Source organism: Sphingomonas sp. Leaf208 (genome assembly GCF_001421415.1).
Taxonomy (GTDB): Bacteria; Pseudomonadota; Alphaproteobacteria; order Sphingomonadales; family Sphingomonadaceae; genus Sphingomonas.
The window spans coordinates 498,483-513,318 of sequence record NZ_LMKH01000023.1 but is presented as its reverse complement, the minus strand read 5'-3'; the positions used below and the strand labels follow the sequence as shown (position 1 = coordinate 513,318).

The following is a 14,836-nucleotide window of genomic DNA, read 5'->3' as shown; positions in this document are numbered from 1 at the left end:
CATGCTGCAACCAAAAAAGACCAAGTTCCGGAAGGCCTTCAAGGGCAAGATTTCGGGCGACGCCAAGAGTGGCTTCTCGCTCAATTTCGGCTCCTACGGCCTCAAGGCGATGGAACCCGACCGGATCACTGCACGCCAGATCGAGGCGGCCCGCCGCGCGATCACGCGTCACATGAAGCGCCAGGGGCGTTTGTGGATCCGCATTTTCCCAGACCTTCCGGTCTCGGGAAAGCCAGCCGAAGTCCGCATGGGTAAGGGCAAGGGCGCGCCGGAATACTGGGCCGCTCGCGTCAAGCCGGGTCGGATCCTGTTCGAGCTCGACGGCGTCGACGGCAAGATCGCCGCCGAGGCGTTCGAGCGGGCGGCCATGAAGCTGCCGATCAAGGTAAAGGTCGTTGCCCGCCTGGGCGACACCTCGCATCTGGGAGGCGAGTAAGATCATGGCTCGTATCGACGACATGAAGACCAAGAGCGACGACCAGCTGTCGGAGTCGCTCGGCGAACTGAAGCGCGAGCAGTTCAACCTGCGCTTCCAGGCCGCCACGAACCAGCTCGAAAAGCCGAGCCGCGTTCGTGAGGTCCGCCGCGACATCGCTCGCATCAAGACCCTGCAGGCTCAGCGCACCAGCGCTGAAGCCGCGAAGTAAGGAACGTATCATGCCGAAGCGCGTGCTGACCGGTCTGGTCGTGTCCGACAAGGGCGACAAGACGGTGGTCGTGAACGTCGAGCGTAAGGTGAAGCACCCGCTCTACGGGAAGATCATCCGTCGCTCGAAGAAGTATCATGCTCATGACGAGAGCAACGAGTTCAAGCAGGGCGAGACCGTGCGGATCGAAGAGACCGCACCGATCTCCAAGCTGAAGACCTGGAAGGTTATCGAGCGGGTCAACACCCACGCGACGCCGGAGCGGGCTTCGGCCGAGGGCTGAATCAAACACAAGGGCAGGGGGGCAACTCCCTGCACTCTTGTTTTCGTAAACTGGAACGGCTAAGCGGCCGCTCCTCCCCGCTGCGGTTCGTCCGTGGCGGGGTGATTTTTTAGGCGGGGTTCGGTCGGTATCGACCCCAGAGACAGAGAAGGGATACGGATCCATGATCCAGATGCAGTCCAATCTCGACGTCGCTGACAACAGCGGCGCGAAGCGGGTGCAGTGCATCAAGGTGCTTGGGGGTTCCAAGCGTCGTGTTGCAGGCGTTGGCGACATCATCGTCGTCAGCATCAAGGAAGCGCAGCCACGTGGCCGTGTGAAGAAGGGCGACGTTCACCGCGCGGTGATCGTGCGTACCGCCAAGGATATCCGCCGTGCAGACGGTACGGTCATTCGCTTCGACGGCAACGCCGCGGTGCTGGTCAACAAGAACGAGGAGCCGATCGGCACCCGTATCTTCGGCCCAGTCGTTCGCGAGCTGCGCGGCAAGAAGCACATGAAGATCATCAGCCTTGCGCCGGAGGTGCTGTAATGGCGTCGCAGCGTATCAAGAAGGGTGACAAGGTCATCGTCCTGTCCGGCAAGGACAAGGGCAAGACCGGTGAAGTCACCGTCTCCATGCCGAAGACCGACAAGGTCGTCGTATCGGGCGTCAACATCGCCGTGCGCCACACCAAGCCGACTCAGGGTGACCCGCAGGGTGGCCTGATCCGCAAGGAAGCACCGATGCACGTTTCGAAGGTCGCGCACGTGACCGCCGACGGCAAGCCGACCCGCGTCCGCTTCGAGGAGCAGGACGGCAAGAAGGTCCGCGTCGCCGTCAAGACCGGGGAGAAGATCAATGGTTGATCAGAACACTGGCGCTGAGAACACCGGCACCGAGGCCGTCTACGTTGCGCGCATGCGCAAGCTGTACGACGAGACGATCATCAAGGCGATGACCGAGAAGTTCGGTTACAAGAACGTCATGGAGATCCCCCGGCTCGACAAGATCGTGCTGAACATGGGCGTCGGCGAAGCCACGCAGGACAAGAAGAAGGTCGACCAGGCTGCTTCCGAAATGGAGCTGATCGCCGGTCAGAAGCCTGTCGTGACGAAGGCCAAGAAGTCGATCGCGCAGTTCAAGCTGCGTGAGGGCATGCCGATCGGTGTGAAGGTCACCCTTCGCCGCGAGCGCATGTACGAGTTTCTCGACCGTTTCATCACGATCGCTCTTCCCCGCGTCCGCGATTTCCGCGGCCTCAACCCGAAGAGCTTCGATGGCCGTGGCAACTACGCCTGCGGTATCAAGGAGCAGATCGTGTTCCCAGAAATCAGCTATGACCGGGTCGACAAGGTCCGCGGCATGGATGTGATCGTGACGACGACCGCAAAGACGGACGACGAGGCTCGCGAGCTTCTCCGCCTGTTCGGTTTCCCGTTCCCGATCGAAGACGACGCTGCCGACGAGAAGAAGGCAGCTTAATCTAAGTCCCCCTCCCGCTTGCGGGAGGGGTCAGGGGAGGGGCCTCGCGCCTAACGGGCGTTGGTCCTTCCCTCCCCCAACCCCTCCCGCAAGCGGGAGGGGAGCTAGCAAAGAAAGAACTTAAGTCGATGGCGAAACTGAGTTCAGTCAACAAGAACGAGCGCCGCAAGCGCATGGTCAAGCAGTATGCCCCGAAGTACGCGGCACTGAAGGCAATCGCAGCGGACAAGACGCTCGACGATGGTGAGCGTCTGATCGCTCGCCTCAAGATGGCGGCACTGCCGCGTAACGCGAACCCGACCCGCATCCGTAACCGGTGCGAACTGACCGGTCGCCCGCGCGCCTATTACCGCAAGTTCCGGCTCTGCCGTATTCAGCTGCGCGATCTGGCCAACAAGGGCCTCATCCCCGGCGTCACGAAGTCGAGCTGGTAAGGACTAAATCATGGCAGTGACCGATCCCCTGGGTGATTTGCTCACCCGTATCCGTAATGGCCAGCGCGCGAAGAAGGACTCCGTCCTCACGCCGGCGTCGAAGCTGCGCGTCCGCGTGCTCGACGTTCTGCAGCGCGAAGGCTATATCCGTGGCTATAGCGAAGAGCAGATGGGCCCCGCGGCCGGCCTTCGCATCGAGCTGAAGTATTTCGAGGGCCAGCCTGCGATCAAGCATGTCGCGCGCGTCTCGAAGCCCGGCCGTCGCGTCTATTCCGGCTCGCAGGAACTCCCGCGCGTCCGTAACGGCCTCGGCATCACCATCGTCTCGACGCCCCGCGGCGTGCTGTCGGATTCCGAAGCACGCGAGCAGAACGTCGGCGGCGAAGTCCTCGCGGAGGTGTTCTGATGAGCCGCATTGGTAAGAAGCCGGTCACCGTACCGGCAGGCATCACGCCGACCATCGAGAACAAGCAGCTGACGATGAAGGGCCCCAAGGGTACCCTCAAGATGCCGCTTCGCGACGAGATCAGCTACACGATCAAAGACGGCGGCATTTCGGTGCAGCCGGCCAACGACACCAAGCGCGCTCGCGCGTTCTGGGGCATGCAGCGGACCATGGTGCAGAACCTGGTCACCGGCGTGTCGGAAGGCTTCACCAAGAAGCTGCTGATCACCGGCGTCGGCTATCGTGCCGCGGCGCAGGGTCGCAACCTCAAGCTGCAGCTCGGCTACAGCCATGACGTCAACATCGACGTTCCGGAGGGGATCGAAGTCAAGACCCCCGACAACACGACGATCGAGATCTCGGGTTCGGACAAGCAGATGGTCGGTCAGCTGGCCGCGGAAATTCGTCAGTGGCGCAAGCCCGAGCCTTACAAGGGCAAGGGTATCAAGTACGACGGCGAGTTCATCTTCCGCAAGGAAGGGAAGAAGAAGTAATGACCAAGGGACTTTCTCTTTTCGCCAAGCGGCGTCGCCGCAACCGTACTGCGCTCCGCGCACGTGCAGGCACCCGTCCTCGGTTGTCGGTGCATCGCTCGGGCAAGCACATCTACGCTCAGGTGATCGACGATGCCGCCGGCACGACGGTCGCATCGGCCTCGACGCTGGAGAAGGACGTGCGCGGCACGTCCGGCGCCAACATCGACGCGGCGACTTCGGTCGGCAAGCGCGTCGCCGAGGCTGCCAAGGCAGCGGGCGTGACCCAGGTCGTGTTCGATCGCGGCGGCTTCCTCTACCACGGTCGCGTGAAGGCTCTTGCCGATGCCGCGCGCGAAGCCGGATTGGAGTTCTAAGACATGGCTGACGAAAACAACACGCCGGCAGTAATCGCTCCCGAGACGACCGCACAGGACGTCACGGGTCAGAATGTTCCGCAGAGCACTGGCTACCAGGGCAACAACGGTGGCGGTCGCGGTCGCGGCGGTCCCGGTGGCGGCGGCGGCGGTGGTCGTGGTGGTCCCGGCGGCAACCGCAGCGGTGGCCCAGGCGGCAACCGCGGTGGTCGCGACGGCGGTCGCGGTCGCGACAATCGTGGCGGTCGTCCGGGTGCGGACGATGGCGGCGAAGAGCTGATCGAGAAGCTGGTGCACATCAACCGCGTCTCGAAGACGGTCAAGGGCGGTAAGCGCTTCGGTTTCGCAGCGCTGGTCGTCGTCGGCGACGGCAAGGGTCGTGCAGGCTTTGGTCACGGCAAGGCACGCGAAGTGCCGGAAGCCATCTCGAAGGCGACGGCTGCTGCCAAGAAGAAGATGGTTCGCGTTCCGTTGAAGGACGGTCGCACGCTGCATCATGACGGCAACGGTCACTTCGGTGCCGGCAAGGTCACGCTGCGGTCGGCACCTCAGGGTACGGGCATCATCGCCGGTGGCCCGATGCGCGCAGTCTTCGAATCGCTGGGCGTTGCGGACGTTGTGACCAAGTCGGTCGGCACGTCGAACCCCTACAACATGATCCGCGCCACGTTCGAGGCCCTTGGCGAGCAGACCTCGCCCAAGGCCGTCGCACAGCGTCGCGGCAAGAAGATCGCCGACCTGCTCGGCCATGGTGGTTCGAAGACCGCCGAGGCCGATGCAGCTGCGATCACGGAGTAAGCGATCATGGCAACCATCAAGATCACGCAGACCGGTTCGCCGATCCGCCGCGAGAAGGATCAGCGCGCAACGCTGATCGGTCTCGGTCTCAACAAGATGCACAAGACCCGCGAGCTGGAAGACAGCCCAGAGGTCCGCGGCATGATCCGCAAGGTGCAGCACATGGTGTCGGTCGAAGGCTGAGCCTTCACGCTACCTAGTGACAAATACCGGGAAGGGGGCTAACGGCCCCCTTCCTTATTTCCGGATTCGAACCCGGCGATTTCAAACCAGCGCGTAACAAGCGAAAGCGAGTGCATTACCATGAAGCTCAACGAACTCCGCGATAACGAAGGTGCCCGTAAGTCCAAGATGCGCGTCGGACGCGGCATCGGCTCGGGCAAGGGCAAGACCGCAGGCCGCGGCCAGAAGGGCCAGAAGAGCCGCGAGGGCGTGTCCATCGCCGGCTTCGAAGGCGGCCAGATGCCACTGCACATGCGTCTGCCTAAGCGCGGCTTCAACAACATCTTCCGCAAGGACTTCGCAGAGGTCAACATCGGCGCGATCCAGCTCGCGGTCGATGCCGGCAAGATCGAAGCCAATGCAACGCTCGACCACGACGCGCTGAAGGCCGCTGGCCTGGCACGCGGCGGCAAGGACGGCGTCCGCCTCCTCGCCAAGGGCGAGCTCACCACGGTCCTCTCGTTCACCGTCGACGGCGCGTCCAAGGGCGCGATCGAAGCGGTCGAGAAGATCGGCGGCAAGGTCGAGGTGATCCACTTCGTGCCCGCAGCCGAGAAGGCTGCCGCCAAAAAGGGCGTGAAGTACAAGGAGCGTGCGGCGCACAAGGCGTCGTTCAAGGCCTGACCTTGATGGGGGAGGGGGTGCCGAGTGCGCTCCCTCCCTTTTTTGTTAAGTCCCTCTTAGTCGCTCCGCCGCGGCAACCTATACGATCTCTCCCCCATCCCGTTCGTGCCGAGTAGAGGTCGAGCGCAGTCGAGAACTCGTATCGAGGTACAAGACCCAAGCGGGTCAGTCCTTCGATACGCCGTCTCGACAAGCTCGACGGCTACTCGGGACGAACGGAATGGGTTAATTGGTCCGGGTGCGACCGATGTGGCAGGGTAAATCAATTGACGAGGTGGTCCCGCCACCTATCCATATCCGCCTTAGCCATTAGACAAGCGCGCCCGTGCGCCTATATGAGCGGCGGGGGCGGTCACAACGCATCCCGCCTTCTTTGTTTCCAGGACGATCACACGCATGGCATCCGCAGCCGACCAGATGGCGCAAAGCATCAGCCTTTCGAAATTCGCGAAGGCGACCGACCTCAAGAAGCGGTTGTGGTTCACGATCGGTGCGCTGATCATTTTCCGCCTGCTCAGCTATGTCCCCCTGCCGGGTGTCGACCCGACCGCGCTCGGCCTGCTCTCGCAGCAGACGCAGGGCGGCGTGCTCGATTTCTTCAACACCTTCTCGGGTGGCTCGCTCAGCCGCATGTCGCTGATCGCGCTCGGCGTGATGCCCTACATCACCGCCTCGATCGTGGTGCAGCTCGCGACCTCGCTGTCGCCGACGCTCGCCGCCATCAAGAAGGACGGCGAATCGGGTCGCAAGCGCCTGAACCAGTACACGCGCTACGGCACCGTCGGGCTGACCGCGGTGCAGGGCTATTTCATCGCCGTCGGCCTTGAGACGCTTGGTGCAGCACAAGGCATCCAGGCGGTCATCGAGCCCGGCATGATGTTCCGCGTCGCCGCGGTCATCTCGCTGATCGGCGGTACGATGTTCCTGATGTGGCTCGGCGAGCAGATCACCAGCCGCGGTATCGGCAACGGCGTCTCGCTGATCATCATGGCCGGCATCGTCGCGCATCTCCCCGTCACGCTCGTCAACCTGCTCGAAGGCGGCCGTTCGGGCTCGCTCGATCCGATCAAGCTGATCGGCATCGTCGTCGCGGTGGTCGTGCTGATCCTCTTCATCTGCTTCATGGAGCGCGCGCAGCGCCGCATCCTGATCCAGTATCCCAAGCGCCAGACGCAGCGCGGCATGCAGGCCGATCGCAGCCACCTGCCGCTGAAGATCAACACCGCCGGCGTCATCCCGCCGATCTTCGCGTCGTCGCTGCTGCTGATGCCGCTGACGATCTCGCAGTTCGCCGGTCAGCGTGTCGCAGGTGAATCGAAGTGGGGTGATTTCGTCATCACCCTCAACCAGTACCTTCAGCATGGTTCGCCCGTGTACATGCTGCTCTACGGCGCCGGCATCATCTTCTTCTCGTTCTTCTACACCGCGGTCGTCTTCAACCCCGAGGAAACCGCCGACAACCTGAAGCGCAATGGCGGGTTCATTCCCGGCATCCGCCCGGGCAAGAACACCGAAAACTATTTCGATTACGTGCTGACGCGCATCACCGTGATCGGTGCGGCGTATCTGACGATCATCTGCCTGTTGCCGGAATATCTGGTGACCGCGTTGCAGATCCCGTTCTACCTTGGTGGCACGAGCCTGCTGATCGTCGTCAACGTGACGATGGACACGGTGACCCAGATCCAGTCGCACCTGCTGGCGCACCAATATGGCGACCTGATCAAGAAGGCGAAGCTCAAGGGCAATCGACTTCGTTAAGCTGCGGGTCTAACGCCGTAAAAATCCTGCACGAACGAGGGGAGTGCGTTTCGTGAATATCATCCTTCTTGGACCGCCCGGCGCGGGCAAGGGCACGCAAGCCGCCACGCTAGTCAGCGAGCGCGGCATGGTGCAGCTTTCGACCGGCGACATGCTGCGTGCAGCGGTCGCCGCCGGAACGCCGGTCGGCCTCCAGGCGAAGTCCGTGATGGAGTCCGGCGGTCTGGTGTCTGACGAGATCGTGTCGGGCATCATCGGTGAGCGTCTCGATCAGCCGGACACGGCGAACGGCGTCATTTTCGACGGCTATCCGCGTACGGCCGCACAGGCCGAGGCGCTCGACGGTTTGCTCGCGGATCGTGGCCGGACGCTCGACTACGTCATCGAACTCGGCGTCGACGAGGCCGCGTTGATCGACCGCGTCGTCGGCCGCTACACCTGCGCCAAATGCGGCACGGGCTATCACGATCGCTACAAGAAGCCGGTCGTCGCCGGCGTCTGCGACGTCTGCGGCTCGACCGAGTTCAAGCGCCGTCCCGACGACAACGCGGAAACGGTTCACAACCGCATGGCCGAATACCGCGCGAAGACGGCACCGATCCTGCCGATCTACGACGCACGAGGCCTGGTCCACCGTGTCGACGGCATGGCCGACATCGCGCACGTCGGCTCGGCGATCGCTGCGATTCTAGACAAAAAGTAAGCGCGTTCCGCCCCCCTCTCCGTCATCCCGGCGAACGCCGGGACCCACGGATACGGCGGACCATGTGATGGCGCACGACCACTACCCACTCCGCAACCATGGGTCCCGGCGTTCGCCGGGATGACGGGGTAGGGTTTGGGTAGATTTCCCGGACGGTTTCGTATCGCGCCCCACAACAACATCAACATGACGAAATTGTCACCCCTCGGTCATCGCCCTGACCCCCGCCCGATCCTAGAACGACCACGTGGCCAGCAACGGCCGCATGAGTTTCCAGAGATCGGTGCCCGTCACTCCCGGGGGTACCGTGGGGGCCGGCGGGAAGGGTTCTTTCCGCCGGCCTTTCCGTTTATAAGGGCAGGAGATGGTGACCGAAATCGGTGGCAGGGAAGGTGATACCGCGTTGAGCCGCAAGATCCTGATCGTCGAGGACGACGCCTCGACATCCGCCTATCTTGCCAAGGGCCTGGCTGAGGCCGGCCATGCAATCGAAGCCTGTGCAGACGGCCGCGACGGCCTGTTCCTGGCCAGCGAAGGCATCTTCGACCTCATTATCGCGGACCGCATGTTGCCGGGCCTCGACGGCTTGTCGATGGTCAGCGCGATTCGTGCTGCCGGTATCGCCACGCCCGTCCTGATCCTGTCCGCACTCGCCGCCGTCGACGATCGCGTCGATGGGCTCAAGGCCGGTGCCGACGATTATCTGTGCAAGCCCTTCTCATTCGCCGAGCTCTCCGCGCGGATCGAGGCCATGCTCCGCCGCTCCGATCGCGCCGCGACCGAACCGCAAAAGACCAAGCTCTCCGTCGGCGACCTGGAGATCGACCTGCTCGCCCGCGCCGTTTCACGCGCCGGTCGCTCGATCCCGCTTGGCGCCCGCGAGTTCAACCTTCTCGAATTTCTCGCGCGCCATGCTGGTCAGGTCGTGACGCGCACGATGATGCTCGAGAAGATCTGGAACTACCATTTCGACCCAGGCTCGAACGTGGTCGACGTCCATATCGGCCGTCTCCGCCGCAAGCTCGAGGAAGGATTCCCGACGCCGATCCTCCACACGGTCCGCGGCGCAGGCTATCGGCTCGCCGTCGAAGGGTGATTCGCCTTTCGGTAACAGCGCGAATTGCGCTGCTCTCGATCGCACTCGCGCTGATTTCCAATCTTGCGCTGGTCGGCTTCGTCTGGAAAACGACCAGCGCGGACGCGATCGATGCGATCCGGCGCGAGACCACCGAACAATCGGAAGCCCTGCGTGCGGTCTGGCGTAACGGCGGCCTCCCCGCGATCCGTCAGGCGATCGACAGCGCTGTCGTCCCCGGCGACGTCTCGCTCGTCCTCGCAGTCGTCGATCCGAAGGGTAGGGCCGTCGTCGGCATTGCACCCGAACGCCTCGCAGTCCCGCTTCGCATCACGCAGTTTCGCATCGCACGACTCGGCGCCGATGAACTCTGGTCCGCACGCGAGACGGGGTACGCGCTCCATCCGCTCGGCAGCTACTGGCTCCTGACCGGCCGCAATCTCGACCTGATCGCCGCGGAGGAACGCGCGATCGAACGTGCGCTCGCGGTTGCTGTGTTCCTGTCGCTCGCGCTCGGCGTGGTCGGGGGGCTGGTCCTGACGCGCTACGTCAGCCGCCGTCTCGACGGCATCGCGAAGGCGATCGAGGCGGCTGGCGAGGGCGATCTGTCGCGCCGCGTCGATATGATCGCGGGGGGCGGCGATGCGTTCGACCGCCTTGCCGCCCGCCTCAACGTCATGCTGGGCAAGCTCGAAGGCGTGATGGCCGAACTGCGAATCGTCACCGACAGCCTTGCACACGACCTCCGCTCCCCGCTCGCACGCCTACGCACCAAGACCGAGCAGGCGGTCCTGATCGCCGACCCCGACGCTCGGGAAGCGGCGCTGGGTGGCCTGCTGGTCGAGACCGACCTCGTGATGCGGATGCTGACGATGGTAATCGAGATCAGCCGCTCGGGCTCGGTATCGCGCGATCGCTTCATCGAGGTCTCGCCGGCGAACCTGCTGGAGGAGATCGGCGAACTCTACGCGCCCGTCGCGGAGGACGCTGGCCTCGTCTTCACGATCGCGATCGACGACCGCCCGCCGCCGATGAAGCTCCACCGCGAACTCATCAGCCAGGCGATCACCAACCTGATCGACAACGCGCTCCGCCACGGCGCCGGCGGTGGCGAAGTCACCCTGCGGATCGTCCACCGCACCGACGGCGTCGCGATCCAGGTCGAGGACCGCGGCCCCGGCATCGCCGCCTCCGACCGCGCGCAGGCGCTGAAGCGCTTCGGCCGCCTCGACAGCGCACGATCGACGCCCGGTGCGGGGCTCGGCATGGCGCTGATCGAAGCGGTCGCGCGACTGCACGACGGCCATTTCGAGCTCGCCGACAACGCGCCGGGCCTCGTCGCACGCATCGTCCTCCCAGTCTGATCCGCAACCGCAAGGGGGAGGTGGCTGGCGGTTGCCAGACGGAGGGGGAGGAAAGGGTAACCTCGGTTGCGTGTCCTCCCCCTCCGTCGCTACGCGCCACCTCCCCCTAGCGGGGGAGGATTGTAAGCCGCAATCGGTTGACCGGAACCGCCTCCCCGGCGAGACCGTGCCCATGACGACGCTAGCCTCCCACCGCCGTATCCTCGCCGCCAGCCTGGTCGGCACTGCGGTCGAGTTCTACGATTTCTACATCTACGCGACCGCCGCGGCACTGGTGTTCGGTCCGCTGTTCTTCTCGGGCCAGTCTGCCTCGGCGCAGTTGCTGCTGAGCTATGCGACGTTCGGCCTGGCCTTCGTGGCCCGCCCGGTCGGCGCGATCGTGTTCGGGCATTTCGGCGATCGGATCGGGCGCAAGTCCACCCTCGTCGCATCGCTGTTGCTGATGGGCGGATCGACCGTCGGGATCGCCTTCCTGCCGACCTATGCGCAAGTCGGCTGGATCGCTCCGGCGCTGCTGTGCCTGATGCGGCTTGGTCAGGGGCTTGGGCTTGGCGGCGAATGGGGCGGGGCGGCGTTGCTCGCGGTCGAGAACGCGCCGCCGCACCGTAAGAACACCTGGGGCATGTTCCCGCCGCTCGGTGCTCCGGTGGGTTTCCTTGCCGCGAACGGGCTGTTCCTGATCATCGGGTTGGTGCTCGACGAGGCGCAGTTCATCGCCTGGGGCTGGCGCATCCCGTTCCTGCTCAGCGCGATCCTGGTCGGGCTTGGCCTGTGGGTGCGGCTCAAGCTGACCGAGACGCCAGCGTTCCTCGAAGCGGAGGCAACCGAGGCGCTCCCCAAGGTGCCGATCGCGACACTTCTCACACAGCACCTCCGCGCGACCTTGGCTGGCACGTTCGGAGTCATCGCATGCTTCGCGCTATTCTATCTCGCGACCGCGTTCGCGCTGGGTTACGGCACCAAGACGCTCGGCTATTCGCGCGAGGCGTTCCTCGGCGTCGAACTCGTCGCGATCTGGTTCCTCGCGGGCGGCGTGATCGTCGCGAGCGTGCTGGCGGACCGGCATTCAGCAGCACGGATGCTCGCAATCGGGTTTGCCGGCTGCATCGGCGTCGGCGCACTGATGGGGCCGATGCTGGGCTCGGGATCGCTGTTCACGGTGTGGCTGTGGTTGTCGGGCGCGCTGTTCGTGATGGGGTTCGCGTACGGGCCGCTGGGCGGTTGGCTGCCGAGCCTGTTTCCGGCGGGGGTGCGCTACACCGGCGTGTCGATGACGTTCAACCTAGGCGGCGTGCTGGGTGGTGCGCTGGCGCCGATCGTCGCTGAGGCGTTGGCCCCGCATGGGTTGTGGCTGGTCGGCGGGTATCTGATGGCGGCCGGGGTGCTGAGCCTTGGGGGGCTGCTGAGCCTCGGCCGCACGACCGACAAATAGAATGCTCTCCCGCTTTTGCGGGAGAGCATTCTTTTACGCCGACACTGGCCGCAAGAGCGTCAGCCGCGCCTTGCCGTGCACGCGTGTGGCGTCGACCTCGAAGCCCGCCAGTTCGACGATCTCGGCCTTCGCCGTCTCCAGGCTGATCCACGTCGCCAATCCGACCCAACCCAGCCGCGACAGCTTGTCGAGCGCGACCAATCCGGCGCCGGTGTTGTAGGGCGGATCCATCAGGATCACGTCGAGCGGCGCCGGCGCAGGCCCGAGCGCCATCACCGACGTCGCGCGGACATCACCGCGGATTTCCAGCTTGGCGAGGTTCGCCTTCAGCGCGTCGACCGCCAGCTTGTCCGATTCGACGAACATGCACGTCGCCGCACCCCGCGAGAGTGCCTCGATCCCCAGCGCGCCCGAGCCGGCGAACAGATCGGCGACCGCCAACCCTTCGAAGCTGCCGACGCGACTGGTCAGCATCGAGAACAACGTCTCGCGCATCCGGTCGGCGGTGGGACGGGTGGTGTCACCCTTGGGCGCGGCGATCTGACGGCCGCGGTACAGTCCTGCGATGATCCGCATCAGTGCTTCCCTCCACGTGGTGCACGGGGCGGATGACCGCGCCCTCCCGACGGACCCTTGCCAGGCGCTGCGGGACGACTGCCTCGTTCAGGCCGCGCCGGACCCTCCGATCGCACGGGCCGTGGCTCGGCACCCGGACGCCCGCTGGCACTCCGCGCCGCGCGCTTGTCGAGAGAACTGCGTCCCCGCGTATCGTCGGCCTGCGGACGGAAGCCCCGCGGTTGCTCCTGACGCTGCACCGTAGCGCCCGCACCGACTCGCGACGGCGCAGCGCGCTCCCGCGGTGGCTTGGCGGCGCGGAAATGCTTGATCTTGGGGTTCGTGCTCAGCTCCTCGCCGCGGTCCGCACGCTCCTGCCGCACATAGGGCTTGGACGTCTCGCCACTCGTCGGCCGCGCATGATGCGTTCCCGTCGGCCGCGCGGCGTTGCGCGTATCGGGCCGCGCCCAGGGATCGTTGACGTCGCCGCGCTGCATCGCCGCGGTCGGCCGGATCCGCTCCGGACGCGCCGGTCGCGAAGGCCGATCGGTCGGTACCGCGCCGCTCGAAAAGCCCGAGCTTGCAGGCGCCGCATACGGACTGCGAACCGGCGTACGCGCACCAACAGCAGGCCGCGCACCCGAAACCGGACGCGCACCCGGCGCCGGCCGTGCCGTCGGCGCAGGTCGCGGTGCATTGCTGCCACGCTGGCTAGACCGCGCACCGATTCCGGCCCCCGCACCGGCACTCGCGCTGATCCCGATGTTCGCGCGCGCACCCGGACCCTCGGGCTTGCCCTTCGCCAGCTCCTTCTGGAACGCGACGACGTCGTGCTGCAGCACCTCGCCGATCTGCCCCGGTGCGAGATCGCCCAGTACGAACGGGCCGTAGCGCGTGCGGATCAGCCGCGAGACCTGCAACCCGAGATGCTCCAGCACGCGGCGGACTTCGCGGTTCTTGCCCTCGGTCAGGATCATTTCGATCCAGACGTTCGCGCCAGTGCGACGCTCGATATTCGCGTTGATCGAGCCGTAGCGGACGCCTTCGATCTCGATACCCTCGATCAGTTCCTCGAGTTGCGGCTGCGTGATGTTGCCATAGGCACGCGCACGATAGGCACGCTCGACACCCGTCGCGGGCAGTTCGAGTTGGCGCTTGAGGCCGCCATCGGTGGTCATCAGCAACAGCCCCTCGGTGTTGAGATCGAGGCGGCCAACCGGCACAAGCCGCGGGAGTTCGCGCGGCAGGCGGTCGTAGATCGTCGTGCGGCCGGCAGGATCGCGCTCCGTGACCAGCAGCCCGGTCGGCTTGTGATACAGGAACAGCCGAGCCGAACTGGGTGCCTCGACCGGGTCACCATCGACCGTAACGCCGTTGAGATTGCGCAGGATGGTCGCGGGCGTGTCGAGAATGCTGCCGTTGAGCGCGACGCGGCCCTCGGCGATCATCCGCTCGATATCGCGGCGCGAGGCGATCCCGGCGCGCGCGAGCAGCTTGGCGATGCGGTCGCCCTTGATTGGTGCGGTCGGCGTTTCGGGGGAGGTTGCGGGCGCGTCGTTCGACGGGCTGGCAGTCGGGTTATCGTCTTTTGAAGTCGTCATGGCGCGGCTGATACTATGGATCGGCGTCCAGCGCGAAAATATTTGCGACCGTTCGTGCGGCGGTGCGTTAGAACTCGCGAGCGTAACGACCTTTCGTTCGCGTCCGGGGGCCTGTCGGCAATGTTGTTCGGGAAGAAGAAGCGGCAGATTGTCCGGCTTTTGGTGGTCGAAGACGAACCGCTGGTCGCGTTCGACACCGAATATTTCCTGACCGACGCGAAGTTCACGATCGTCGCGACGATCGACCGGGTCGCGGAAGCCTTGCCGATCCTTGCGAGCGATACGGTGATCGATCTGGTGCTGGTCGACGTGAACCTCGCGGACGGTTCCGGGATCGACGTAGCGCGCGCGGCGCAGGCGCGCGGCGTGCCAGTGATGTTCGTGACGGGGAGCTGCCCTGTGGAGGCGACGACGCTCGCCGCCGGCTGCATGGCCAAGCCGTACATGCCTCGCGACCTGATCGCTGCGATCGAGGCTATCGAGGCTATGCTCGGTGGTGGTAAGCCGACGCGCGTGCCGTCGGGGTTCACGTTGTTTCCGCGGACGGCGTGACGGTGGTCGGCTAACGTCTTCCCTC

At 64.9% G+C, this 14,836-nt stretch carries 21 protein-coding genes; 19 read left to right on the top strand and 2 right to left on the bottom strand.

Annotated features, from left to right (window positions below):
- The first annotated feature begins 1 nt into the window (after position 1).
- The 18 genes from rplP (at position 2) to ASE69_RS12265 (ending at position 12,103) form a co-directional block, all read left to right on the top strand.
- Complete coding sequence (gene rplP, locus ASE69_RS12350; RefSeq protein WP_031393758.1) at positions 2–436, top strand: 50S ribosomal protein L16; 435 nt, start codon at positions 2–4, stop codon at positions 434–436.
- 4 nt (positions 437–440) lie between these two features.
- Positions 441–647 carry a 50S ribosomal protein L29 gene (gene rpmC / locus ASE69_RS12345; RefSeq protein WP_055872644.1) on the top strand — a complete coding sequence of 69 codons (207 nt, stop codon included), beginning with the start codon at positions 441–443 and terminating at the stop codon, positions 645–647.
- 10 nt (positions 648–657) lie between these two features.
- Positions 658–930: a 30S ribosomal protein S17 gene (gene rpsQ / locus ASE69_RS12340; protein ID WP_031393756.1), complete on the top strand. Its 273-nt coding sequence runs from the start codon at positions 658–660 to the stop codon at positions 928–930.
- 163 nt (positions 931–1,093) lie between these two features.
- Positions 1,094–1,462: a 50S ribosomal protein L14 gene (gene rplN, locus ASE69_RS12335; RefSeq protein WP_031393755.1), complete on the top strand. Its 369-nt coding sequence runs from the start codon at positions 1,094–1,096 to the stop codon at positions 1,460–1,462.
- Complete coding sequence (rplX, locus tag ASE69_RS12330) at positions 1,462–1,779, top strand: 50S ribosomal protein L24 (protein WP_056047623.1); 318 nt, start codon at positions 1,462–1,464, stop codon at positions 1,777–1,779. The genes rplN and rplX overlap by 1 nt, the downstream gene beginning before the upstream one ends.
- Positions 1,780–1,831: 52 nt before the next feature.
- The gene (gene rplE, locus ASE69_RS12325) at positions 1,832–2,395 is read left to right on the top strand and encodes a 50S ribosomal protein L5 (protein ID WP_082441396.1); all 564 of its coding nucleotides are present in this window, start codon (positions 1,832–1,834) and stop codon (positions 2,393–2,395) included.
- A 128-nt stretch (positions 2,396–2,523) separates the two neighbouring features.
- Entirely contained in the window at positions 2,524–2,829 is a 306-nt protein-coding gene (gene rpsN / locus ASE69_RS12320) for a 30S ribosomal protein S14 (protein ID WP_056015537.1), read from the top strand.
- A 10-nt stretch (positions 2,830–2,839) separates the two neighbouring features.
- Positions 2,840–3,235, top strand: a complete 396-nt coding sequence (rpsH, locus tag ASE69_RS12315) for a 30S ribosomal protein S8 (RefSeq protein WP_031393751.1) — start codon at positions 2,840–2,842, stop codon at positions 3,233–3,235.
- A complete protein-coding gene (gene rplF, locus ASE69_RS12310; RefSeq protein ID WP_056486875.1) occupies positions 3,235–3,768 on the top strand; it encodes a 50S ribosomal protein L6 in 534 nt (177 codons plus the stop codon). Before rpsH ends, rplF begins: the two co-directional genes overlap by 1 nt.
- Entirely contained in the window at positions 3,768–4,124 is a 357-nt protein-coding gene (gene rplR, locus ASE69_RS12305; protein ID WP_031393749.1) for a 50S ribosomal protein L18, read from the top strand. Before rplF ends, rplR begins: the two co-directional genes overlap by 1 nt.
- Before the next feature lie 3 nt (positions 4,125–4,127).
- A complete protein-coding gene (rpsE, locus tag ASE69_RS12300) occupies positions 4,128–4,922 on the top strand; it encodes a 30S ribosomal protein S5 (protein WP_082453085.1) in 795 nt (264 codons plus the stop codon).
- Positions 4,923–4,928: 6 nt separating this feature from the next.
- Positions 4,929–5,105, top strand: a complete 177-nt coding sequence (gene rpmD, locus ASE69_RS12295; protein ID WP_055872633.1) for a 50S ribosomal protein L30 — start codon at positions 4,929–4,931, stop codon at positions 5,103–5,105.
- Between the two features lie 120 nt (positions 5,106–5,225).
- The gene (gene rplO / locus ASE69_RS12290) at positions 5,226–5,768 is read left to right on the top strand and encodes a 50S ribosomal protein L15 (RefSeq protein ID WP_056486872.1); all 543 of its coding nucleotides are present in this window, start codon (positions 5,226–5,228) and stop codon (positions 5,766–5,768) included.
- 396 nt (positions 5,769–6,164) lie between these two features.
- Positions 6,165–7,529, top strand: a complete 1,365-nt coding sequence (gene secY / locus ASE69_RS12285) for a preprotein translocase subunit SecY (RefSeq protein WP_056486869.1) — start codon at positions 6,165–6,167, stop codon at positions 7,527–7,529.
- 52 nt (positions 7,530–7,581) lie between these two features.
- Positions 7,582–8,232, top strand: coding sequence for an adenylate kinase (locus ASE69_RS12280; protein WP_056487096.1), 651 nt, complete (start codon positions 7,582–7,584; stop codon positions 8,230–8,232).
- A 403-nt stretch (positions 8,233–8,635) separates the two neighbouring features.
- On the top strand, positions 8,636–9,328 hold the full coding sequence (locus ASE69_RS12275; protein WP_056050249.1) for a response regulator transcription factor: 693 nt from the start codon (positions 8,636–8,638) through the stop codon (positions 9,326–9,328).
- The gene (locus ASE69_RS12270) at positions 9,325–10,671 is read left to right on the top strand and encodes a sensor histidine kinase (RefSeq protein ID WP_056486867.1); all 1,347 of its coding nucleotides are present in this window, start codon (positions 9,325–9,327) and stop codon (positions 10,669–10,671) included. The genes ASE69_RS12275 and ASE69_RS12270 overlap by 4 nt, the downstream gene beginning before the upstream one ends.
- Before the next feature lie 172 nt (positions 10,672–10,843).
- Positions 10,844–12,103 carry an MFS transporter gene (locus ASE69_RS12265; RefSeq protein ID WP_056486864.1) on the top strand — a complete coding sequence of 420 codons (1,260 nt, stop codon included), beginning with the start codon at positions 10,844–10,846 and terminating at the stop codon, positions 12,101–12,103.
- Between the two features lie 33 nt (positions 12,104–12,136).
- Here the strand turns inward: ASE69_RS12265 and rsmD are convergent, their stop codons facing one another.
- Positions 12,137–12,679: a 16S rRNA (guanine(966)-N(2))-methyltransferase RsmD gene (gene rsmD / locus ASE69_RS12260; protein ID WP_056486861.1), complete on the bottom strand. Its 543-nt coding sequence runs from the start codon at positions 12,677–12,679 to the stop codon at positions 12,137–12,139.
- Positions 12,679–14,259, bottom strand: coding sequence for a pseudouridine synthase (locus ASE69_RS22115; protein WP_235518603.1), 1,581 nt, complete (start codon positions 14,257–14,259; stop codon positions 12,679–12,681). Before ASE69_RS22115 ends, rsmD begins: the two co-directional genes overlap by 1 nt.
- A gap of 120 nt (positions 14,260–14,379) precedes the next feature.
- Here ASE69_RS22115 and ASE69_RS12250 point away from each other — a divergent pair, with 120 nt between their 5' ends.
- Positions 14,380–14,811, top strand: coding sequence for a response regulator (locus ASE69_RS12250; protein ID WP_056060487.1), 432 nt, complete (start codon positions 14,380–14,382; stop codon positions 14,809–14,811).
- The last annotated feature ends 25 nt before the right edge of the window (positions 14,812–14,836 follow it).